This window comes from Curtobacterium sp. AB7, from assembly GCF_044909335.1.
Classification (GTDB): domain Bacteria; phylum Actinomycetota; class Actinomycetes; order Actinomycetales; family Microbacteriaceae; genus Curtobacterium.
The window spans coordinates 148,087-168,693 of record NZ_JBIYED010000008.1; the positions used below are offsets into that span (position 1 = coordinate 148,087).

Below are 20,607 nucleotides of genomic sequence, written 5' to 3' on the forward strand. Positions count from 1 at the left end.
GCGCACGGCGGACGGGAGGCCCGTTAGACTTCCGGGGACGCGGTCACGTCTCGCCACGTGGTCGCGTCACTGGAGGGTTGTCCGAGCGGCCGATGGAGCCTGTCTTGAAAACAGGTGGGCAGAGATGTCTCGTGGGTTCGAATCCCACACCCTCCGCCATGGACACCCGGTTGCGCCTGCTCCGCGTCGACGACGCGGCGACGCTCGCCGCCGTCATCACCGCGAGCGCCGAGCACCTGCGCCCGTGGGAGCCGTCCCGGGCACCGGCGTACTTCACCGAGCAGGGGCAGCACGACGTGATCGTGCAGTCGCTCGCTGCGGAGCGCGCCGGCACCGCGGTCCCGTTCGTGATCGAGTCGACCGACGGTGAGCTCCTCGGGCGCATCACGCTGAGCGGCATCACCCGCGGAGCCCTGCAGTCGTGTGCGATGGGGTACTGGATCCGCGCCGACCGGCTGCGCCAGGGCCACGCTTCCCGCGCCGTCGCCGCTGCTGCTGCCCACGCGTTCGACGTCCTCCGACTCCACCGCGTCCAGGCCGAGACGCTGCCGGAGAACATCGGGTCGCAGCGTGCCCTCGAGTCCGCTGGCTTCACCCGGTACGGTTTCGCGCCGGAGTACATCACGATCAACGGAGCATGGCGCGACCACGTCATGTTCCAGCTCCTCGCACCACCGCCTGCCACGCGGCGCACTCGATGATCGAGGTCGTCGAGTACCAGCCGTCGTGGCCCGAGCGGTTCGCGGTGTTGCGGGACGCGTACGCCGCGGCTCTCGACGCCGCCGGCGCTCGGTACCGCAGCATCGAACACGTCGGCAGCACCTCGGTACCCGGCCTGGCAGCGAAGCCCGTCATCGACGTGGACATCGTGGTCGATCCCGAAGAAGTCGCGGCGGCGGTCGCATCGCTGACAGCGATCGGGTTCGAGCCACGGGGAGACCTCGGTGTCCCCGACCGGCAGGCCTTCCGGACACCGGAGCGCTTCGCCCCGAGCAACACCTACGTCGCCACCGCCGGATCGCTCTCGCTCCGGAACCACCTCGCCGTCCGCGACGTGCTGTGCGCCGACCCGGTCCTGCGCGAGGAGTACGCCGCCGTGAAGCGCCGGGCGGCCGCCGAGGCCGAGGACATCGACGACTACATCGAGCGGAAGAGCGGCGTGCTCAGCCGCGTCCTGGCTGCCGCAGGCATCTCCGTCGAGGAGCGCGCCGCGATCACCGAAGTGAACCGCGACATCACCGACAGAGGCGCCCGCGGCTGAGCCGTGGCGCTCACGGCGCGAACGCGGGCGGGTACGGCATCAGGAGGTGGCCCTCGGTGAGCGGCATCAGCGCCGCCATCCCGACGAGGGAGCCCGTGAGCAGTGCGACCGCGGCGAACCACCACGCCGACCGACGGTCGCGACGGGCGCGTCGGGCGGTGAGCAGGAGCAACCCGAAGCCGATCGCGTGCGCCAGCACCACGACGGGGAGACCGAGTGACAGGGCGCCCTCGTTCGGGTGAGCGTAGTCGTCAGCCGAACGCCGGTTGTCGACGTCCGACGCGAGGTACAGCCAGAGCTACGTGGCGTAGCCCGCGACCGTCCCGAGCGCCGCCGTCACCCAGAAGGCCGTAGCGCGCCCGCGGGATGTCCACCCGCCGCGCTGCCGAGCAGACGCTTCCCCCGCCGTCATCGGGCCAGGGTACCTGCAGGGCGAGGGAAGTCGCCTGCGGTGACTGACGGTCCTGGTTCGCGCATCCCGGTGTTCGCGAACCAGAACCGTCACCGCCCCGACGAGAACGAGCCTCAGGCGCTGGCGAGCGCCGGGTACAGCGCCGTCAGCGGCGCACTGAGCCCGGCGCGGACGTCACGGCTGACCTGGTCGGCCAGTACCTCGTGCTCGCCGGCCTCGACGGCGTCCCAGATGAGCCGGACGATGTCGGCCGGGTCGGACTTCTCGACGTCGAGCCCCGCCGTCATGCCGGTGTCGGTGTAGCCGAGGTGTGCGCCGACGACCTGGGTGCCCTGGGGTGCGAGCTCGAGGCGGAGCGAGTTCGTGATGGACCAGAACGCCGCCTTCGACGCCGAGTACGCGCCGGCCAGGGCGACCCAGCTCAGGGCCGAGTGCACGTCGACCAGTGCGCCGCCGCCGATCGAGGGGGCGAAGGCCTTGGCGACACGGAGCGCGCCGAAGACGTTCGTCGCGAAGATGCGCTCGACCTCCGCGACCGAGGTGTCGACGAGCGGGTCGGCGCCGGCGATCCCGGCGTTGTTCACGACGATCGTGGTGTCGGCTGCGGCGCGGGCTGCGGCGTCGACGCTCTCCTGACTGGTGACGTCGAGGGTGAGCGGCACGATGCGCTCGTCGTCCCAGGTGCGCGGGGTGCGGGCGGTCGCGTAGACCTTGGCGGCGCCGCGGTCCAGGGCCTGCTGGACGAACTCGGCGCCGAGGCCGCCGTTCGCTCCGGTGACGAGGACGATGGCGTTGGTGAGGTCGGTCATGTGGGGCTCCAGACGAGAGAAGTTGAGTGCGGAAACCGAACCTAGCACGTTGTGTCCGGAAATCGAACCCAGCTAGGATGAACATATGCTCGGCATCCTCGGCGGCGACGAGCGCTGCCCCATCGCACGGTCCCTCGACGTCCTCGGCGAGAAGTGGACGCTCATGATCGTGCGCGACGCCCTCGCCGGTTCCACGCGCTTCAGTCAGTTCCAGCAGAGCCTCGGCGTCCCGCGCGAGGTCCTCACTGCACGACTGGCCTCCCTCGTCGACGGGGGAGTGCTCGAGCGCACGACCTACAAGCCGGAGGGCGCCCGGGCGCGCGAGGAGTACGTGCTCACCGACGCCGGCCGCGACCTCTCGCTGGTGCTGCTGGCACTCGGCGGCTGGGCCGACCGGTACCGGCCGTCCGAGCTGACGTCGGACCTGCGCTTCGTCGACACTGATTCCGGCGAGCCGGTCGAAGCGGTCGCGGTGACGCAGGAGTCCCAGCAGCGTGTGCCGCTCCAGCGGCTCACCGCCGTCATGGAGCGTGGGTCCGACATGTGACGCGGTCGTGTGCGGTGCCGATAGCGATCGATGTGGGACAACGAGACCGAACCGACACCGTGCCCGAGCAGGATCGATGGAAGCACTTCATGCCGAAGCGGACCAACGGGCGCGTGCCGACCGAGGTGGACGTGACTGCGTACTTACGCGCAGCGAAGGACGCGGATCTGCGGCAGAAGGTCCTCGGGGAACTGCGAGATCGATCGCAGCTCGGTCCGGGCATGTTCTTGCAGCTGCTCGGAGCGGGGACAGCGATGTTCGCCATCTTGGCGACGACCGCATCATCGGTCATCTCATCGATCGCGGCGTCGGATTCCGATGCCGCTTTCGGGTTCAGCCTCGTGTTCTACGTCGTGATCGTCACCGCGACGGTGATCTTCTTCGTCGTTTGTTTCCTCAGCGCCATTGTTCGGCAGCTGAAGTCACGGGTCGCTGCCGTTTGGCTGGCCGCTTACGAGGAGGCGGAACGCCGGCCGTGGTGGAAGCGATCACGAGGCAGCATGTGGGTGAACACGGCCAGCTGACGGACGGGAGGCCCGTGGCGGGCCCGCCCCGCGCCTCCCGTCCGTCTGGTGGGTGCGTCAGCGACGCACGTCGCACCCGCAACTCGCGCCGAGGACCAACTCGGCGGGCACCAGGTCGCGGTGCCACTGGTTGTCCGCGTCGAGCCCGAGTACGCGGTCGACGGCGGCGGTCGCCATCGTCTCGATCGGCTGCCGGACCGTCGTGAGCTGCGGGTTCGTGTAGTCCGCTTCGGCACCGCCGTCGAACGACACGATCGCCACGTCCTCCGGCGCGCGCAGGCCGAGCTCCCACAGTGCGCGCAGCACGCCGACGGCCTGCATGTCCGAGCTGACGAAGACGGCGCGGGGTCCCGTCCCGTCCGCGAACATGCGGAGGCCGGCCTCGTACCCGCCCCGCCGGGTGAAGTCGCAGCGCACGATCGGGCCGTCCGGTAGCCCGGCGTCGCGCAGGGCCCGCATCCAGCCCTGTTCGCGGAGTTCCATCGAGCCGGCGTGCCCCATCACCAGGCCGATCGACCCGTAGCCGTGCTCGACCAGGTGCCGGGTGCCGTCGTGGGCGCCGCGCAGGGCGTCGACGCCGATGCTCGCGTAGTCGGGGACCTCGAAGAAGGTGTTGAGCAGGACGAGCGGGATGCCCGGGTCGGAGACGTTGGACAGGTCCGGGTGGGTCATGATGCTCGTCAGGATGATGCCGTCGACCTGCCGTGCCGACAGGCTGCGGAGCCGCTCGCGTTCCTGGGTGCCGTCACCGTCGCTGTTGGCGAGCAGGACGTCGTAGCCTCGGGCGGCCGCGGCGTGGGTGACCTCGACGGCGAGCTCGGACCAGAACGGGTTGTCGAGCTCGGGCACGATGAGCCCGAGCATCTTCGACGATCCGGTGCGCAGTGCCTGGGCACTGGCGTTCGGGCGGTACCCGAGGACCCGGATGGCGTCACGGACCCGGGCGGCGGTGGCGGCCGCCACGGGGCGGGGGCCGTCGTGCACGACGTAGCTGACGACCGAGGTGCTCACGCCGGCGTACCGGGCGACGTCGGCGCGGGTGACCGCCCTCGGGGTCGTCGGGACGGTCACGGGTGCCACCTTCGTCGGGTCGGAAGTCGCGTTCGGGTGCCGGCCCGTGTGGACCGACACCCGAACGCCACTTGCTATTCGCTGGCGATACTAGACGAGGGCACCGCCGAGGTCGTCTCCGGGGCGTCCCCGAAGTCCGGCACCTCGAGGCGTGCGCCCCCCTGCAGGGCCGACTGGTGGGCGATGATGCCCGGCAGTGTGAAGCGCGCGGCGGTCCAGGCGTTCACCGGCGGCAGGGTCCGGTCGACGACGGCGCGGACGAAGTCGTCGGCCAGGAACTGGTGCGAGCCCTCGTGCCCGGTCGGCACGCCGGCGTACTCGGCGGGCAGGCGGTCGGTGTCGTGCACCTCGGCGTACCCGGACACGAACGCGTCGCGCAGCGAGGGGTCGACCCCGGCGAGACGCGGGTCGTCGAGGTCCATCGTCGCCTGCGTGTTGATCTTGTCGCTGATGTCGTGCGAGTCCTCCTTGTCCTGCCAGACGCTGACCTTCGCGAGCTGCTCGAAGCTCGCCTCGGTGCCGAAGTAGCGGAAGCGCGACTCGCGGATGTGCGACGGGTAGCCGACACGGCGCATCTCGTTGATGCGCATGACGCCGCCGTTGTCGAGCTCGAACAGGGCCGTGGCGTTCGAGAAGTCATTGTCGAACTGGCTGACGTCCTTGTCGAAGACGCCGTCGCCGCGGTCGTCCTTGACGCCGATGCAGCTGACGCTGACCGCGTGGCCGGGGATCGCGCCGAGGACGCCGCCGACCGAGTGGGTCGGGTACAGCATGGGCGGGTAGCTGGCGGTGCGCTTCCAGTCTTCGCCGCCGCTGAACTGGTACGCGGCGTAGAACCCGAGGTCCATGTCGTGCACGTAGTCGCCCTCGGAGTAGAAGACCCGGCCGAAGGCGCCGTCGGCGACCTGCTTGCGGGCGAACACCGTCGCGGGGTTGTAGTAGCTCGTCTCGCCCATCATGTAGGTGAGCCCGGTCTCGCGGACGGCCTCGATGATGTCGCGGATCTCGTCGACCGAGATCGCCATCGGCACCGCCGAGTAGACGTGCTTGCCGGCTCGGAGCGCCTTGACGACGAGGGGGCCGTGCGTCCAGCGCTGGGTGAAGATCGCGACGGCGTCGACGTCCGAGGCGAGCACGGCGTCGAAGTCGGCGAACGTGCCGTCGAGGTGCTGCGACTCGACGAGCTCCGACGCACGGTCGTCGACGAGGTCGGTCACGAAGACGCGGTCGACGTCCGGGTGGAGCTTGAACAGCTTGGCGAACTGGGGGGCGAACTGGCCCGCGCCGACCATTCCGACAGAGATCATCAGTGACCTTTCCAAGGTGAGGGATGCGTCGCCGGGCAGGTCGCGCCGATGCGATCGAGCGCCATCCTGACACGATTGTCTACACGTGACAACCCCAGAATTGAACCGTGAAAGAGCCTCTTGCCGCCCGCTGTCCCCACGTGTAGATTCCCGGCTCACGGACTGCTGCACGTCAGTCCACCGCAGACGAAGGAGTCGCGATGGCCACCGAGAGCCCTGTGTCGTCACCCTTGACGACCGCCAGCACGAGACGGAGGAGCCGGGCAGCCGACCTCCCGCTCGCCCGCACCACCGTCCCACGCCGCCGCCGTCCCCGGAACGACCTGTGGCTCGCGCTGCTGTTCATCGCGCCGGCCGCGATCGGCTTCGTGGTGTTCCTCGCCTGGCCGACGGTGCGGGGCATCTACCTGAGCTTCACGTCCTACAACCTGCTCACCGAGCCGGAGTTCACCGGGCTGCAGAACTACGCCCGGCTCGTGCAGGACTCGATCTTCTGGCACTCGATGGTCGTCACGATCGAGTACGTGCTCATCAACATCGTCATCCAGACGGTCGTCGCGCTCTTCATCGCGGTGATGATGCACCGCCTGACGAAGTCGACCTTCGTGCGCGGCATCGTCCTCGCGCCCTACCTGGTGTCGAACGTCGTCGCGGCGCTCGTCTGGCTGTGGATCCTCGACACCCAGCTCGGCATCGGCAACGAGATGCTCGCGGCCCTCGGCCTGGACCGCATCCCGTTCCTGCAGAGCGACGTCTGGGGCATCCCGTCGATCGCGCTCATCAACGTGTGGCGGCACGTCGGCTACACGGCGCTCCTGATCTTCGCCGGACTGCAGTCGCTGCCCGAGACCGTCTACGAAGCCGGCCGCATCGACGGTGCGAGCGAGTGGAAGATGTTCTGGCGCATCACGGTGCCGCTGCTCCGCCCGATCCTGTCCCTGGTGCTCATCATCACCGTGATCGGGTCGTTCCAGGTGTTCGACACCGTCGCCGTCACCACGCAGGGCGGCCCCGCGAACGCCACGAACGTCGTGCAGAACTACATCTACAACCTGGCGTTCGGCCGGTTCCAGTTCGGCTACGCGTCCGCGGTCTCGGTCGCGCTCCTCATCGTCCTCAGCATCATCACGATCATCCAGTACCGCCTCACCCGCTCGGGTGAGTCGGACCTGGACTGAACGGAGCGCCGCACCATGACCACGACCCTCACCCGTTCCGTCACCACGAAGCGTCCGCCCCGACTCGGAGCCGGCCACCGTCGCCGTCCGTCGGTCGGCCGCGTCCTCGCCTGGGTCGCGATGATCATCGTCATCGTCGTCACCCTGTTCCCGTTCTACTGGATCCTGCGCACCGCCCTGTCGTCGAACGGTGCGATCAACTCCGACCCGACGTCACTGTTGCCCGTCGGGTTCAGCCTGGGCGGGTTCGAGCGGGTCCTCGGCCTGCAGTCCACCGAGGAGGCCCTGGCCCAGGGTGGCTCCGGCGCTGCCCTGAACTTCTGGCGGTACCTGCTCAACTCCGTGATCGTGTCGACGCTCGTCACGGTCGGCCAGGTGTTCTTCTCGGCCGCTGCCGCGTACGCCTTCGCCCGACTGCGCTGGCCCGGACGCGACAAGGTCTTCGGGGTGTTCCTCGCCGGGCTGATGGTGCCCGCGATCTTCACGCTGCTGCCGAACTTCACGCTCATCAAGCAGCTCGGGCTCGTCGACAACCTGCTCGGCATCGCGTTGCCGACGATGTTCATGACCCCGTTCGCGGTGTTCTTCCTGCGGCAGTTCTTCCTCGGCATCTCGAAGGAGGTCGAGGAGGCCGCGCTCATCGACGGCGCGGGCAAGGTCCGGGTGTTCTTCCGGCTCGTCATCCCGATGGCCGCCGCGCCGATCGCGACGCTCGCCGTGCTGACGTACATCACAAGCTGGAACGACTACTTCTGGCCGCTCATGGTGTCCTACACCGACAGCTCGCGGGTGCTCACCGTCGCACTCGGCGTCTTCAAGTCGCAGTCCCCGCAGTCCGGCACCGACTGGGCCGGGCTCATGTCCGCGACCCTCGTGGCGGCGCTCCCGATGATCGTGCTGTTCGGCGTCTTCGCCAAGCGGATCGTCAACTCCATCGGCTTCTCCGGGATCAAGTAGCCCCGGCTCGGACAGGACCACACCATGACGAACACCCTCTCCCGCCGCGCACTGTTCGCCGGCGGCGCCTCAGCTCTCGCCCTCGGTGCGCTCGCCGCCTGCTCGTCCCCGAGCCGGGGGACCGCGTCGAAGAGCGGCGCCCGCACAGTGAGCTACTGGCTCTGGGACTCCAACCAGCTGCCCGCCTACCAGCAGGTCGCGAAGGCCTTCCACCGTGAGAACCCCGACATCACGGTCCAGATCACCCAGCTCGGGTGGGCCGACTACTGGACCAAGCTGACGGCCGGGTTCATCGCCGGCACCGCGCCGGATGTCTTCACCGACCACCTGACGAAGTTCCCGCAGTTCTCCGACCTCGACGTGCTCTACAAGCTCGACGAGCTCGACGCGACGAAGTCCATCAGCGACGACGACTACCAGTCCGGCCTCGCCGAATTGTGGAAGGGCCAGGACGGGCACCGCTACGGCTCGCCGAAGGACTGGGACACCATCGCGATGTTCTACGACCGGAAGGCGATGCAGCAGGCCGGCGTCTCCGACGACGAGCTCGCCACGCTCGAGTGGAACCCCGACGACGGCGGCTCGTTCGAGCGGATGCTCGCGCACCTGACCATCGACGCCAAGGGTCGGCGGGGTGACGAGCCCGGGTTCGACAAGGAGCACGTCGAGGTCTACGGCATCTCGTCGAACGGGTCCGGCGGCGACGGCTTCGGCCAGACGCAGTGGTCGCCCTTCACCGGGTCGACGGACTGGTTCTACACGAACGAGAACCCGTGGGGCGACAGGTTCCGCTACGACGAGAAGACCGTGCAGGACACCCTCGCCTGGTACTACCGCCTGGCCGACAAGGGCTACATGGCGAAGTACGGCGTCTTCTCGACGACGACCGGTCCGGACGTCCAGCTCGGCGCGGGCAAGTGCGCGCTGTCCTTCAACGGCTCGTGGATGATCGGCACGTACCTGAACATGCAGGACCTCGACATCGCCGTCGCGCCGACGCCGATCGGGCCGACGGGCAAGCGGGCGTCGATGTTCAACGGGCTCGGCGACTCGATCACGAAGCAGGCGAAGGACCCGGAGGCGGCGGCGAAGTGGGTCGCGTTCCTCGGCAGCGACACCGCGCAGGAGATCGTCGGCCGCGCAGGCGTGGTGTTCCCGGCCCGTCCCGCCGGTACCGAGGCAGCGGTCGCGTCGTTCCGGAAGCGCGGGCTGGACGTGTCGGCCTTCACGCGGCAGGTCGAGGAGAAGACCACCTTCCTGTTCCCCGTCACCCGCAACCCGGCGGACGTGCAGGCGCTGCTGCAGCCGGCCTTCGACAACGTCTACGCGAACGGCAAGCCGATCTCGACGTTGACCGGCATCAACGAGCAGGTCAACAACCTGCTGGCGCTCACCTGAGCGCGCGGGTCGCCTGACGCGGTCTGACGCGACCACGATCGGACTGGGCCCACGCCGCCGGTTCCGGCGCGACGCGCCAGCGGCGTGTCGGCCGTGTCGGTGGGGAGAGGCGCGGTGCGGGCCCGCACCGCGCCTCCCGTCCGTGAGACTGGTCACGTGGAACGACGTGAGCAGATCCTCGTGGCCGCTGCGGAGGAGTTCGACCGCGTCGGCTTCGCCGCCGCGACGATCGCGGCCATCGCCCGCGGGGCGGGCGTCTCGCAGGGGGCGCTGCACTTCCACTTCCCGACCAAGTTGGCCCTGGCGCTCGGCGTGATCGACGAGCAGAACGTGCGGACGTTCGACGTCGTGAGCCACACCGAGCAGTCGCCAGCAGCCGCCCTGGTCGGTGCCTCACGAGCCATCGCGGACCTGCTGCGGACCGACCCGATCGTGCGGGCTGGCATCCGGTTGTCACTGGAGCGCGGTGAGTTCCACGCGGCGACGGTCAGCTTCTACGAACAGTGGATCGGCGGGATCGTCGACGTGTTCCGGCTGGCGATCGCGAGCGGCGAGCTCCGCACCGACCTGACCGCGGAGCAGCTCGGCGCCACCGTCGTGCCGTACTTCACGGGCGTGCAACTGGTGTCCGACGTCCGCACCGGGCGAGCCGACCTGTTCCCCGCCGTCGCGACGATGTGGCGGGTGGTGCTGACGGCCACGGCGGACCCGGCGCACCGCGACCGGCTGCTCGGAGTCGTCGACGAGGCGTTCAGCGGTCGTGGAGCTCGCGGTCGCGGAACCACTTGAGCAGCCACGCGGCGCTCGTGCGGTCGAACGACCGCGGGAAGTCCGTCCCGCCGGACAGGAACGGACTGAAGCCCGGCTCCGCGTGGACGTCGGCGTCGTCGAGCGAGCGGTAGGCCATCGACCAGCCGTCGAAGCGTCGTCGCTCGATGTCCTCGCGGATGAGCGACTTCACCTCGCCGTGCCGCGGATCACGGCTGATCGCGGCGAACCGGTCGTCGACGCTCCACGCGGGACCCTCGAGCAACTGCATGAAGCGGCCGCCCTTCACGACGAGCAGCCCGGAGACGCCGAGCGCCTCGTTGCGGAGCCGTGAGCCGTCGAGCAGCGTCGCGAGGTCGCCGTCGTCGAAGGGGACGACGGCGCGACTCATGTAGACGATGGAGACGAGCACGTGTTCATCTTCGTGCGACGGGCGCGATTGCGCGAAACGGATGTCCGCAGAACGCCCCGGAGCTCAGTCGGCGGGGAGTTCGTGGGCCGTGACGTCCTCGTTGCGCTTCTTGCGCCACGGACGCGCGGGGGTGTTCGGGCCGTCCCAGACCAGGATCGCGCCCCACGCGGCGGCCAGCAACGGCACCGAGATGATGGCGCCGGTGATGCCCGCCAGGACGGTGCCCGCGGTCAGGCCGATCAGGATGACCAGGCCGTGCAGCTTCAGGGTGCGACCCATCAGCACCGGCTGGAGCAGGTTGCCCTCGAGCTGGTTCACGAGGATCACGATCCCGACGACGATGAGCGCCTGGACGGGACCGAGTGCGACGAGCGCGACCAGGGCCGCGAGGATGCCGGCCGCGGTCGCACCGACGATCGGGATGAAGGCCGTGATGAACACGACGACGGCCAGGGGGAGTGCCAGCGGGACGCCGACGATCGCGATGCCGACACCGATGCCGATGGCGTCGACGGCCGCGACCGTGGCGGTGCCTCGGACGTACCCGCCGAGGGTCGAGACGACGCGGTCGCCGACCCGGCGTGCACGGTCGTAGCGCTCACCGGTGAACGGGCGGAGCAGGAACTCCCAGATGCTCGGGCCGTCCTTGAGGAAGAAGAACAGCACCACGATCATCAGCACGAGGCCGGTCAGGAAGTTCGCGGTGGCCGAGGCGCCGGCCAGGGCACCGGAACCGAACTGCGCACTCGTGATGAAGTCGGTGACGGACGCCACGGCGTCGTCGACCTGCTTGTCCGAGATCGAGATGGGCAGGTTCTTCGCGAAGTCCTGCAACTGCTGGAACCCGTCGACGGCCGACTTCTGCAGCTGCGACCACTGGTTCTCGACGGCGACGACGATGAGCCACCCGATGAGCCCGAGCACCGCGAGGACGCCGATGAGCACCGCGAGGGTCGCGAGGACCGACGGCACCTTGTGCTTGCGCAACCAGGACACGATCGGGTGCATGGCCGAGGCGATGATGAGCGCGAGGAGCACCGGGATGGTGACGACGCTCAGCACGCTGCCGGCGTAGACGACGCCGGCGATGACCACGACGACGATGATCACCTGCAGGCACCGCGTCGCGAGGCGGCCCGTCGAGTCGGACCACGCCGCCTGGATCTTCGAGGGGGTGGTCGGCTGGGGGCTGTCGCGGAAGAACGGCATGGGATCGACCGTACCGATCCGCGGGGCGGCGCGCCCGGACCCGCGCTCGGACCCGCGCGCGGCGTCGCGGATCAGGTGGGGACGGTCCGCCGGACGTCGGCGTCGCGGGAGTCCCGGGCTGCGGGCGCGACGACGAAGGCGGCGACGAGCAGCACGAGGGGCACGAGCATCGCGGCCTGCAGCCCGAGGTGCTCGCCGACGAAGCCGAGCAGGGGCGGTCCGACCAGGAACGCGATGTAGCCGGCGGTGGCCACGACCGACACCCGGCGGTCCCCGTCGGTCGGGTGGTCACCCGCACTCGAGATCGCGAGCGGGAACCCGAGGGCGATCCCGAGCCCCCAGACGGCCGCGGCGATCGCCGTGACGACCGGACTCGGTGAGACCACCACGAGCAGGACCCCGATCCCGCCGACCGCGGCGCAGAGCCGGACCACCGGGCCTCGCCCGAGCCGCGTGACGAGCGGGGTGCCGGCCGACCGGCCGATGAGCATCGCGAGCGCGAACCCGGTGAAGACGAGCGAGCCGACCGCTTCCGGGGCGTCGTGGTCGGTCGTCATCAGGAGCGGGAGCCAGTCGCTGGCGGCGCCCTCGGCGAAGGCCATCGCGAGCGTGATCACCGCGATGAGCGCGAGCTGCACGCTGATGACGGAGCGGCGGGTCGCCGTGGTGACGCGGGACGTGCCGGCGGCGTCCGCGGTGTCGGCCCCGTCCGTCTGCGCCGCCGCACGCGGCAGCGGTTGCAGGTTGAGCGCCGCGAACGCCGCGAGTGCCGCCATCACCGCGGCCCCCACGAGCAGGTGCACGACCACCGGTGTCCGGGCAGCCGTCATCGCGATGCCGACGACCCCGCCGACGACGGTCCCCAGGCTGAAGCAGGCGTGCAGCACCGGCACCACCGGGCGGCCGACGTGTCGTTCGACCGCGGCGGCCTCGACGTTCAGCCCGATCTCGGCGACGCCGGACCCGAACCCGATCAGGAACAGCCCCGCCCAGACACCCGCCGGCACCTGCGCCGGGGCGAGCAGGGCGACGAGGACCATCCCGACCACGGGCAGCGCGCCGCCGAGCAGGATCAACGGTCGTGTCCCGAGCCGTCGGACGAGCGCACCGGCACCGAGGATCCCGATCATCGACCCGATCGACAGCCCGAGGAGCACGAGCCCCATCGCCTCGATCGACGCCCCGAGTTCGTCGCGGATGGCGGGCGTCCTGGTCACCCACGTGGCGATGCCGAAGCCGGTCATCGTCGACGTGGCGAACAGGGCCCCTCGAGGGTGCCGGGTCATGTGACCATCTGATCGGTCCGCCGACGGCCCGTCAAGGGTTCGGTCGTCCGGCCCGCGGTCGGCGGCGGAGCGTGCCCACGGCGAGAGCAGCGGTCGAGCTGATCGCGCTAGCTCGTGGGGACGACGTCCCAGTGCTCGCGGATGAGGCCGCCGTCGACGCGGAACAGGTCAGCAGCGAGCAGCGGGTCGCCGGGCTTCGCTCCGACCGCCCGGGAGAAGGTCCAGACGACGTCGCCGTCGGAGAGCGAGATGACGGACTGCTGTGCCGGGAACGGCGCACCGCTCCCGAACAGTTGCTTCAGGGCGGCCGTCCCGTTCGGAGCAACCGAGTTGTGCTGCAGGTACGCGGGGTCGAAGGCGCGGTCGAGGATCGACGCGTCGTGGTCCCGGAACAGCGTGTCGTACGCCGAGACCGCGAAGACGCGGTTGCGTTCTTCCTGACGTTCCGACGGCGCGGCGGTCGGACGTGCCGGCCGGTACAGGTCGCTGAACATGGTGTTCGTGTTCCCGCTGGCCGGTGTGCCCGTCGGGATGGGCTGCTCGAGCGACCAGTGCTCGACGACCCGGCCGTGCTGGAGGCGGAACAGGTCGACGGCGGCGTCACCGCGGCGTTCGTCGCACGGGTCCGGTGCGATCTGCCAGTGCACGGCGACCAGGTCGCCGTCGGCTGCGGTGCGCTTGACCACTGCTCGTGCACCGGGAACACGGGCGCGGTCGGCCGAGAACTGTGCAAGGAGGCCGTCCGGCCCGGCGGCGGTTCCGGCTCCGTGCGCGATCGCGCTCGGGGAGACGAGTCGAGCCGCGAGCTGCCGGGAGGACCTGCTGCCGGGATCAGCGAAGGTCTGGGTGATGAGCCGCCGGACTCTGCTGGCATTGCGGTGTTCGGTGACGGTGTCCCGTCGATCCGCGGCGGCCGTCGCGCTCGACTGCTGCCGGGCTGCGGGGGCAGCGACCGCCGGCGTGGAGACGGCGAGTCCGGTGATGAGGGCGGCTCCGGCGGCGACGGCCGCGCCACGGGCGACACGGCTGGAGCGTGCGCGTGCGATCAGGTCGTTGGTCATGGTGTTCTCCTGTTCGTGTGACGTCATCGGGTGGTCGCAGCATCGCAGGAAACTCTCTCGAGCACAGGTACGCACCTTTTTGTAAGCTGCTCACATGGACGTCGGAATCGTGGAACCGCCTGCACCACCCGCACGAGACGAGGATGCTTCCGCACGCTTCCCCGCGGCGTGTCCGTCGCGAGTCGTGCTCACACACGTCACGAGCCGGTGGGGCGTCCTCGTGCTCCTCGCGCTCGAGCCGGGCAGCATGCGCTGGAGCGAACTGCGACGCACCATCGAGGGGATCAGCGAGAAGATGCTCGCCTCGACCTTGCGGACCCTGGAGCACGACGGGATCGTGACCAGGGTCGCCCAGCCCACGATCCCGCCCCGGGTGGACTACTCGCTCTCCGAGAGCGGCGCCGAACTGGCTGCGCGACTCGTCCCGCTGATGGACTGGATCCTCGAGCACGCCGACACCATCGTGGGTCGCTGACCGCCGTTGCGCTCGACCACCTGGCCGTGATCGTAGGATCGGGCACATGGCGACCGTCCTCCTCGTCCGACACGGACGCACCACCGCGAACGCCACGGGCGTGCTCGCCGGACGCACCGCCGGCGTGCGACTCGACGCCGTCGGCCGGAAGCAGGCCGACCGCACCGCGGAGCGCATCGCCGCCGTGCCGGTCGTGGCCGTCGTGTCGAGTCCGCTCGAGCGGTGCCGGCAGACGGCCCGGGCGATCCTGGAACGACAGTCGGGCGACCCCGCGTCGGCGATCGAGCGGGCGATCACCGAGGCGGACTACGGCGAGTGGCAGGGGCGGAAGCTCGCCGACCTGGCGAAGGAGCCGCTCTGGCGGACGGTGCAGGCGAACCCGAGCGCCGTGGTGTTCCCCGGCGGCGAGTCCATGCAGACCATGCAGTCCCGGGCGGTGTCGGCCGTCCGTCGCATCGACGCCGAGGTCGAGGCGGAGCACGGGCCCGGAGCGGTCTGGGTCGCGGTGAGCCACGGCGACATCATCAAGTCCGTCCTGGCCGACGCGTTCGGCATGCACCTCGACCTGTTCCAGCGCATCGGCGTCGGGCCGGCGTCGGTGTCGGTCGTGCGGTACGGCGAGCACCGGCCCGAGGTGGTCGCGACGAACACCGAGTCCGGCGACCTCTCGTGGCTCGCGGCCGCTCCGGCGCCCAGCGGCGACGCAGCGGTCGGCGGTGGGGCCGGACATCCTGAGCCCCCGTCCGAGGCAGGCCCTGCCAGACCCTGAACGGGCGCAGGCCCGCACTCCTACAATGCGGGTATGCCCTCCATCGTCCACGGCTTCGACTGGCCGGACCGCCTCGTCGTCGGCACCATCGGCCGTCCGGGCGAGCGCACCTTCTACCTGCAGGCCCGCTCCGGCAAGCGTGTCACCAGCGTCACCCTCGAGAAGGAGCAGACCGCCGTGCTCGCCGAGAAGATCGACGAGCTGCTGGACGAGGTCGCCACGGTCGAGGCGAACCGCTTCAGCGTGCCGGACACCGCCCCCGCGGAGCTCCGCGACCCGGAACCGCTCGACCAGCCGGTGGAGCCCGAGTTCCGAGCCGGTGCACTGAGCCTGGGCTTCGACCCGTCGACGGCGCAGGTGGTCATCGAGGCGTACCCGATCGACGACGACGTCGAGATCGTGTCCGAGGAGAGCGAGGACGGCCTCGAGATCGAGGCGGTCGTCGAGATCCCCGAACCCGACGAACTGTTCCAGGTCAAGATCCCGGTCGGTACCGCACGCGCGTTCGTCGAGCGCACCCGCGAGATCGTCGCCGCTGGCCGTCCGCCCGGCGACGCATGAGCGACAGCTCACTGAGCATCACGGCGCGGATCCGCGAGGCCTCGAACGCGACGTTCCTGGCCGAGCTGGACGGTGAGGCGGTCGTCTACAAGCCGATCGAGGGGGAGCGCCCGCTCTGGGACTTCCCCGACGGCACGCTCGCCGGCCGAGAGGTCGCGGCGCACCTGGTGTCCGAGGCGTTCGGCTGGGGGATCGTCCCGCCGACGTGGCTCGGTGACGGCCCGTTCGGCCCCGGCATGGTGCAGCGCTGGCAGACCGTCGACCCGGACCAGGACGCCGTCGACCTGGTCACCCCCGAGATCGCCGAGGCGGACGGTTCACCGTGGCTGCCCGTGCTCGAGGCGATCGACGAGCACGACCAGCCGGTGACGCTCGTGCACGAGGACTCCGAGGCGTTGCGCCGCATGGCCGTCTTCGACGTCGTCGTGAACAACGCCGACCGCAAGGGCGGACACGTGCTGGCGATGCCCGACGGACACCGGTACGGCGTCGACCACGGGCTGGCCTTCCACGTCGAGCACAAGCTCCGCACGGTGCTGTGGGGGTGGATCGGCGAGCCGCTCGGGCCGGACGAACTCGAGGGGCTCGACCGGGTCTCGGAAGCGCTCCGCGGTGCCCTGGGCGACGAACTCGCCGACCACCTGACGCCGGAAGAGGTCGACACGGTGCGCGCGCGGTGTGCAGCACTCCGGGCCGTCGGCATCTTCCCGCCACCGCCGGGGCACGGCCCCGCGGTGCCCTGGCCGTTGTTCTGACGCGAGACGTCCCCTGCCCGGCGATTCCGGGTCGGTGGGGCCCGTCGGGTCCGGACCCCACCGACCGGTCCGCGTCCGTGATCCGTGGACGCGGAAACCCGTGAGGTGGCGTGCGCCGTTGCACTCCGGGACCTCGCGGGAGTCGACCGGTCGAGAACGGATCAGGTGCACTCGGCCGACCGCTTCCGGCGCACCGACGACGTCGGCGCAGGAAGAACGATCACGGCGGCCGGGGTCTGGGGCAACTGTGGTGGCGCTCAGCATACGACTGCGGAGCCCCGCGCAACAGTCCCTGTCGGGATCGACTCGGCGGCTAGTCGAACAACGACGGCCCGCCGCGGCGCGACCCCAGGTACGACCCCACGACGGCGACGCCGAGGTCGTCGTTCTCCGGAGCGACGACCGAGCCGTCCACCCGCTTCGCCATCGCGCCGATGAACCGTGCCAGCCCCGGGTCGTCGCCGAGGCGGAAGAACGTCGTCTGGGCGCCGAGACGACCGGCGTTCTCGAGCTCCCGAACGGTCAGGGCGATCGTCACCGGGTCCGGCGGGTAGTCGAACCACACCTGGCCGTTCGGCTCGAGGTGTGACGTCGGTTCCCCGTCGGTGACGATGAGCAGCACGGGTTGCGCGGTCGGGTGCTTCCGGAAGTGCCGGTTGGCGAGGAGCAGCGCGTGGTGCAGGTTCGTGCCCTTGTCCCACATGGCGTCGAGACCCACGAGCTGCTCGATGTCGACGACCTCGGCCTCGCGGCCGAACGCGATCAGTTGCAGGTCGTCGCCGCGGAACCGCGTCGAGACGAGCGTGTGCAGCGCCAGGGCCGTGCGCTTCATCGGCACCCAGCGGTCCTCCATCGCCATCGAGAACGAGGTGTCGACGAGCAGCGCCACGCAGGCCTGAGTGCGGGACTCGGTCTCCTGCACCTCGACGTCGTCGATGGTCAGGCGGACGCCCGGGCCGACCCGTCCGTCGGCCGCGGTCCGGGTCAGCGCGTTCGTGATCGACCGGGTGACGTCCCACGGCTCGGTGTCGCCGTACGCCCACTGCCGGGTCGCGCCCGAGGGTTCGCCGGACGCGCCGGACTGCCGAATGTCGCGGGCACCCTGTCGGCCGGACATCCGCTCGGCGACGTCGCGGAGCAGGCTCTTGCCGAGCTGCCGCATGGCCTTCGGTGTGAGCCGCAGCTGCCCGTCCGCTCCACGGCGCATCGCCCCGGAGCTCCGCAGCGCCTTCTCGAGCTGCTGCAGGGTCCTGGCGTCCACGGCGGCCTCGGCGCCGAGCTGCCGGGTCAGGGCGTCGAGGTCCAGGTCGTCGAGCTCGGAGCCCGGTCCGGACTGGGCGAGTTGGTCGGCGAGGGCGTCGAGGTCGGCGATGTCCTGGAAGACCCCGGTGCCGTCGCCGAGTCCCAAGCCCTGGTCGCCCTCCATGCGCTCGGACCCGCCCCAGTCCTCACCGGGCCGCAGGGAACGCAGGTTGCCGTCGAGCTGGGACAGCTGCCCCATCAGGTCGGGGGAGCCGAAGGCCTGCTGGGCGAGGGCGTCGAGTTCGTCGCGCTGCTCCTCGGTCATCGAGTTCCGCATCCGCTGGGCGGCGGCGGCCCGTGCCGCGAGGTCGTCGAGCAGCTCGTCGACGTCCGCGGGGTTCGACGGGAAGTACTCGCCGTGCTCGGCCATGAACGCGTCGAACTGCTCCTGCGAATCGGTGCCGGCGCGGTGGTCCTCGAGCAGCTGGTTGAGGTCCTGCATCATCGCGCTGACCGCGGCCCGGTCCTCGTCCGTGGCGCCCTCGAGCGCCTGCTTCATGCCGGCGAAGCGCTGGTCGAGCACCTCGCGGCCGAGCAGGTCCGTGATCTCGTCGTACTGCTGCCGGGCCTCGCGGCTCGTCCAGTCGTACCCGCCGAGCTCCTGCACCGCGGCGGCCGGCGACGGGGACAGGCTGTCGAGCTGCATCTCGGCCAGGGCGCGGTCGCCGTCGTCGAGGTCGACGTTGCGGGCGAGTTCGCCGCGTTCGGCACGGAGCGCCTGGTCGAGCAGTTCGCGGACCTGCTGCAGGGTGCCGTCGAGGTTGTTCTTCGCGGTGAGTTCCCGCCGCCGTTCCGCGACCTTGCGCGCGAGGTCGTCGAGTCCGCGCTGCGTCCGGCCGCCTCGGCGCAGGAACTCCCGCATGGCGCGTTCCGGTGAGGTGCCGGCCATCACGTCCTGCCCGATGGCGTCGAGCGCTTCGGCGAGGTCGGCGGGTGGCGCGAGCGGATCCGGACCGTCGTGGTACTTCCCGTACAGCGCGGCGGCCCCGTACCGGGTGTCCCGCGTCAGTCGTCGGTTCTGCCTAGCCATAGACGGCTTCGCCCCCGCCGGACTCCTTGCTGATGCGGCGAGCGAGGAAGAGCCCCTCGAGTGCGAGTTCGATCGCGCCCGCACGCTCGCCGTCGTTCGTGGCACCGAGACGCTCGCACACCTGGTCGTACAGGTCGGACTCGCCGATCGACGGCAGCCCCTCGAGGAACGCCCGTGCGCCGACCTGTTCGCCCGTCGTCACCATCGTCCCGCCGTCGAGGGCCTCGACGAGCACCCCGAAGTCGAGTCCGCGGAACCGGGCACGCACCGTCTCGGCCGTGGCGGTCCGCAGCAGGTGCTCGAGGACCTCGTCCGCGCGGTCCTCCTCGCCGTTCTCGAACTCGATCTTGCCGCCGAGCACGTCGACCGCCGTCTCGAGGTCGATCGGTCGCGCGACGGCCTCCGGCTCGCCCTGGCGTGCCGCACGGTGCACGGCCGCCGCGGCCACCGTCTCCGCGCCGGCGATCGCGAACCGGGCGCTGACACCGCTGCGCTGGTCGACCGCGCTCGACCCGCGCAGGGCACGGGTGAAGCGGGCGAGGATCTCGACGATCGCGTCCGGCACCTCGGCGGTGAGCTGCGCCTCCTGCCGGATGACGGCGATCTCGTCCTCGAGCTCGATCGGGTAGTGGGTCCGGATCTCCGCGCCGAAGCGGTCCTTCAACGGCGTGATGATCCGGCCGCGGTTCGTGTAGTCCTCCGGGTTCGCGCTGGCCACCACGAGCACGTCGAGGGGGAGTCGGAGCACGTAGCCACGGATCTGGACGTCGCGTTCCTCCATCACGTTGAGCATCGCGACCTGGATGCGTTCGGCCAGGTCGGGCAGCTCGTTGATCGCGACGATGCCGCGGTGGCCCCGGGGGACGAGTCCGAAGTGGATCGTCTCCGGGTCGCCCAGGCTGCGCCCTTCGGCGACCTTCATCGGGTCGACGTCGCCGATCAGGTCGGCGACGCTCGTGTCCGGCGTCGCGAGCTTCTCGACGTAGCGGTCGTCGCGGTGCCGCCACGAGATCGGCAGGGCGTCACCGAGGTCTTCGGCTCGGCGGGCACTGGCGGTGGTGATGGGCTCGTAGGGGTGCTCGCCGAGTTCGGAGCCGGTGATCACCGGGGTCCACTCGTCGAGCAGGCCCTGCAGGGTGCGGAGCAGGCGGGTCTTGCCCTGGCCGCGCTCGCCGAGCAGGACGACGTCGTGTCCGGCGATCAGGGCTCGTTCGAGTTGCGGGATCACGGTCGTCTCGAACCCGTGCAGGCCGGGCCAGGGGTCGTCTCCCGCGCGCAGCGCGGTGAGCAGGTTGTCGCGGATCTCGGCGCGGACCGTCTTCTGGACGTGACCAGAAGTGCGGAGCTCGCCGACCGTGCGGATGTCGGGTCGGGTCACGTTCTGGACGTTACGCCGTTGCGGACGGGAGGCGCGGGGGGCCCGGGGCCCCCCCCCCCCCCCCCCCGGGGGGGGGGCGCCCCCCCCGGGGGGGGCGCGGCCCGGCCCACGCGCGGGCCCGGGGGGGGGGCGGCGGG

22 protein-coding genes and 1 tRNA gene are annotated in these 20,607 nt (G+C 70.6%); 13 read left to right on the forward strand and 10 right to left on the reverse strand.

Annotated features, from left to right (window positions below; genetic code table 11):
• Nucleotides 1-71 precede the first annotated feature (71 nt).
• The 3 genes from ABH929_RS15690 (at nt 72) to ABH929_RS15700 (ending at nt 1,261) form a co-directional block, all read left to right on the forward strand.
• Nucleotides 72-159, forward strand: a tRNA-Ser gene (locus ABH929_RS15690).
• The gene (locus ABH929_RS15695) at nt 159-701 is read left to right on the forward strand and encodes a GNAT family N-acetyltransferase (RefSeq protein WP_404561860.1); all 543 of its coding nucleotides are present in this window, start codon (nt 159-161) and stop codon (nt 699-701) included. The genes ABH929_RS15690 and ABH929_RS15695 overlap by 1 nt, the downstream gene beginning before the upstream one ends.
• Nucleotides 698-1,261, forward strand: coding sequence for a GrpB family protein (locus ABH929_RS15700; protein WP_404561861.1), 564 nt, complete (start codon nt 698-700; stop codon nt 1,259-1,261). The genes ABH929_RS15695 and ABH929_RS15700 overlap by 4 nt, the downstream gene beginning before the upstream one ends.
• A gap of 10 nt (nt 1,262-1,271) precedes the next feature.
• On the opposite strand, the gene ABH929_RS15705 is transcribed toward ABH929_RS15700, so the two are convergent.
• Complete coding sequence (locus ABH929_RS15705) at nt 1,272-1,463, reverse strand: hypothetical protein (protein ID WP_404561862.1); 192 nt, start codon at nt 1,461-1,463, stop codon at nt 1,272-1,274.
• A 323-nt stretch (nt 1,464-1,786) separates the two neighbouring features.
• Nucleotides 1,787-2,482, reverse strand: a complete 696-nt coding sequence (locus tag ABH929_RS15710) for an SDR family oxidoreductase (RefSeq protein ID WP_404561863.1) — start codon at nt 2,480-2,482, stop codon at nt 1,787-1,789.
• 85 nt (nt 2,483-2,567) lie between these two features.
• On the opposite strand from ABH929_RS15710, the gene ABH929_RS15715 reads away from it, so the two are divergent.
• Nucleotides 2,568-3,029, forward strand: coding sequence for a winged helix-turn-helix transcriptional regulator (locus ABH929_RS15715; RefSeq protein ID WP_404561864.1), 462 nt, complete (start codon nt 2,568-2,570; stop codon nt 3,027-3,029).
• A gap of 89 nt (nt 3,030-3,118) precedes the next feature.
• On the forward strand, nt 3,119-3,553 hold the full coding sequence (locus ABH929_RS15720) for a hypothetical protein (RefSeq protein WP_263089999.1): 435 nt from the start codon (nt 3,119-3,121) through the stop codon (nt 3,551-3,553).
• Between the two features lie 57 nt (nt 3,554-3,610).
• Here the strand turns inward: ABH929_RS15720 and ABH929_RS15725 are convergent, their stop codons facing one another.
• Together ABH929_RS15725 and ABH929_RS15730 are read right to left on the reverse strand one after the other, a co-directional pair.
• Nucleotides 3,611-4,624 carry a LacI family DNA-binding transcriptional regulator gene (locus ABH929_RS15725; RefSeq protein WP_263090000.1) on the reverse strand — a complete coding sequence of 338 codons (1,014 nt, stop codon included), beginning with the start codon at nt 4,622-4,624 and terminating at the stop codon, nt 3,611-3,613.
• A gap of 74 nt (nt 4,625-4,698) precedes the next feature.
• A complete protein-coding gene (locus tag ABH929_RS15730) occupies nt 4,699-5,931 on the reverse strand; it encodes a Gfo/Idh/MocA family protein (protein ID WP_404561865.1) in 1,233 nt (410 codons plus the stop codon).
• Between the two features lie 200 nt (nt 5,932-6,131).
• Here ABH929_RS15730 and ABH929_RS15735 point away from each other — a divergent pair, with 200 nt between their 5' ends.
• The 4 genes from ABH929_RS15735 (at nt 6,132) to ABH929_RS15750 (ending at nt 10,253) form a co-directional block, all read left to right on the forward strand.
• Nucleotides 6,132-7,109 (forward strand): carbohydrate ABC transporter permease, encoded by a 978-nt coding sequence (locus ABH929_RS15735; RefSeq protein WP_228506149.1) that lies wholly within the window; start codon nt 6,132-6,134, stop codon nt 7,107-7,109.
• A gap of 15 nt (nt 7,110-7,124) precedes the next feature.
• Complete coding sequence (locus tag ABH929_RS15740; RefSeq protein WP_111084668.1) at nt 7,125-8,066, forward strand: carbohydrate ABC transporter permease; 942 nt, start codon at nt 7,125-7,127, stop codon at nt 8,064-8,066.
• 24 nt (nt 8,067-8,090) lie between these two features.
• Nucleotides 8,091-9,464, forward strand: a complete 1,374-nt coding sequence (locus ABH929_RS15745; protein WP_404561866.1) for an ABC transporter substrate-binding protein — start codon at nt 8,091-8,093, stop codon at nt 9,462-9,464.
• A 156-nt stretch (nt 9,465-9,620) separates the two neighbouring features.
• Nucleotides 9,621-10,253: a ScbR family autoregulator-binding transcription factor gene (locus tag ABH929_RS15750; RefSeq protein ID WP_263090008.1), complete on the forward strand. Its 633-nt coding sequence runs from the start codon at nt 9,621-9,623 to the stop codon at nt 10,251-10,253.
• Here the strand turns inward: ABH929_RS15750 and ABH929_RS15755 are convergent.
• The 4 genes from ABH929_RS15755 to ABH929_RS15770 form a co-directional block, all read right to left on the reverse strand.
• A complete protein-coding gene (locus tag ABH929_RS15755; RefSeq protein ID WP_263090010.1) occupies nt 10,216-10,644 on the reverse strand; it encodes a BLUF domain-containing protein in 429 nt (142 codons plus the stop codon). The two genes, ABH929_RS15750 and ABH929_RS15755, sit on opposite strands and share 38 nt — an antisense overlap.
• Nucleotides 10,645-10,707: 63 nt before the next feature.
• Entirely contained in the window at nt 10,708-11,853 is a 1,146-nt protein-coding gene (locus ABH929_RS15760) for an AI-2E family transporter (protein ID WP_123291852.1), read from the reverse strand.
• Nucleotides 11,854-11,924: 71 nt separating this feature from the next.
• Complete coding sequence (locus ABH929_RS15765; RefSeq protein ID WP_404561867.1) at nt 11,925-13,139, reverse strand: MFS transporter; 1,215 nt, start codon at nt 13,137-13,139, stop codon at nt 11,925-11,927.
• A 107-nt stretch (nt 13,140-13,246) separates the two neighbouring features.
• Complete coding sequence (locus ABH929_RS15770; protein ID WP_404561868.1) at nt 13,247-14,200, reverse strand: nuclear transport factor 2 family protein; 954 nt, start codon at nt 14,198-14,200, stop codon at nt 13,247-13,249.
• 94 nt (nt 14,201-14,294) lie between these two features.
• Between ABH929_RS15770 and ABH929_RS15775 the strand changes: the two genes are divergently transcribed.
• From ABH929_RS15775 to ABH929_RS15790, 4 genes are read left to right on the forward strand one after another with little or no spacing between them, the layout of a single operon-like run.
• The gene (locus ABH929_RS15775) at nt 14,295-14,675 is read left to right on the forward strand and encodes a helix-turn-helix domain-containing protein (protein ID WP_205462992.1); all 381 of its coding nucleotides are present in this window, start codon (nt 14,295-14,297) and stop codon (nt 14,673-14,675) included.
• 46 nt (nt 14,676-14,721) lie between these two features.
• A complete protein-coding gene (locus ABH929_RS15780; RefSeq protein ID WP_263090016.1) occupies nt 14,722-15,444 on the forward strand; it encodes an MSMEG_4193 family putative phosphomutase in 723 nt (240 codons plus the stop codon).
• A 33-nt stretch (nt 15,445-15,477) separates the two neighbouring features.
• Nucleotides 15,478-16,005 carry a DUF3090 domain-containing protein gene (locus ABH929_RS15785; RefSeq protein ID WP_111084657.1) on the forward strand — a complete coding sequence of 176 codons (528 nt, stop codon included), beginning with the start codon at nt 15,478-15,480 and terminating at the stop codon, nt 16,003-16,005.
• On the forward strand, nt 16,002-16,760 hold the full coding sequence (locus tag ABH929_RS15790) for an SCO1664 family protein (protein WP_404561869.1): 759 nt from the start codon (nt 16,002-16,004) through the stop codon (nt 16,758-16,760). The genes ABH929_RS15785 and ABH929_RS15790 overlap by 4 nt, the downstream gene beginning before the upstream one ends.
• Before the next feature lie 313 nt (nt 16,761-17,073).
• On the opposite strand, the gene ABH929_RS15795 is transcribed toward ABH929_RS15790, so the two are convergent.
• Nucleotides 17,074-19,092, reverse strand: coding sequence for a VWA domain-containing protein (locus ABH929_RS15795; RefSeq protein ID WP_404561870.1), 2,019 nt, complete (start codon nt 19,090-19,092; stop codon nt 17,074-17,076).
• On the reverse strand, nt 19,085-20,470 hold the full coding sequence (locus tag ABH929_RS15800; protein ID WP_111084654.1) for an AAA family ATPase: 1,386 nt from the start codon (nt 20,468-20,470) through the stop codon (nt 19,085-19,087). The genes ABH929_RS15795 and ABH929_RS15800 overlap by 8 nt, the downstream gene beginning before the upstream one ends.
• Between the last annotated feature and the right edge of the window lie 137 nt (nt 20,471-20,607).

Bases quoted from the DNA above. Each gene is read 5' to 3' on its own strand.
- ABH929_RS15695 (WP_404561860.1), top strand. From the start codon at position 159: ATGGACACCCGGTTGCGCCTGCTCCGCGTCGACGACGCGGCGACGCTC.
- ABH929_RS15700 (WP_404561861.1), top strand. From the start codon at position 698: ATGATCGAGGTCGTCGAGTACCAGCCGTCGTGGCCCGAGCGGTTCGCG.
- ABH929_RS15710 (WP_404561863.1), bottom strand. From the start codon at position 2,482: ATGACCGACCTCACCAACGCCATCGTCCTCGTCACCGGAGCGAACGGC.
- ABH929_RS15715 (WP_404561864.1), top strand. From the start codon at position 2,568: ATGCTCGGCATCCTCGGCGGCGACGAGCGCTGCCCCATCGCACGGTCC.
- ABH929_RS15720 (WP_263089999.1), top strand. From the start codon at position 3,119: ATGCCGAAGCGGACCAACGGGCGCGTGCCGACCGAGGTGGACGTGACT.
- ABH929_RS15730 (WP_404561865.1), bottom strand. From the start codon at position 5,931: ATGATCTCTGTCGGAATGGTCGGCGCGGGCCAGTTCGCCCCCCAGTTC.
- ABH929_RS15735 (WP_228506149.1), top strand. From the start codon at position 6,132: ATGGCCACCGAGAGCCCTGTGTCGTCACCCTTGACGACCGCCAGCACG.
- ABH929_RS15740 (WP_111084668.1), top strand. From the start codon at position 7,125: ATGACCACGACCCTCACCCGTTCCGTCACCACGAAGCGTCCGCCCCGA.
- ABH929_RS15745 (WP_404561866.1), top strand. From the start codon at position 8,091: ATGACGAACACCCTCTCCCGCCGCGCACTGTTCGCCGGCGGCGCCTCA.
- ABH929_RS15760 (WP_123291852.1), bottom strand. From the start codon at position 11,853: ATGCCGTTCTTCCGCGACAGCCCCCAGCCGACCACCCCCTCGAAGATC.
- ABH929_RS15765 (WP_404561867.1), bottom strand. From the start codon at position 13,139: ATGACCCGGCACCCTCGAGGGGCCCTGTTCGCCACGTCGACGATGACC.
- ABH929_RS15770 (WP_404561868.1), bottom strand. From the start codon at position 14,200: ATGACCAACGACCTGATCGCACGCGCACGCTCCAGCCGTGTCGCCCGT.
- ABH929_RS15775 (WP_205462992.1), top strand. From the start codon at position 14,295: ATGGACGTCGGAATCGTGGAACCGCCTGCACCACCCGCACGAGACGAG.
- ABH929_RS15780 (WP_263090016.1), top strand. From the start codon at position 14,722: ATGGCGACCGTCCTCCTCGTCCGACACGGACGCACCACCGCGAACGCC.
- ABH929_RS15785 (WP_111084657.1), top strand. From the start codon at position 15,478: ATGCCCTCCATCGTCCACGGCTTCGACTGGCCGGACCGCCTCGTCGTC.
- ABH929_RS15790 (WP_404561869.1), top strand. From the start codon at position 16,002: ATGAGCGACAGCTCACTGAGCATCACGGCGCGGATCCGCGAGGCCTCG.
- ABH929_RS15795 (WP_404561870.1), bottom strand. From the start codon at position 19,092: ATGGCTAGGCAGAACCGACGACTGACGCGGGACACCCGGTACGGGGCC.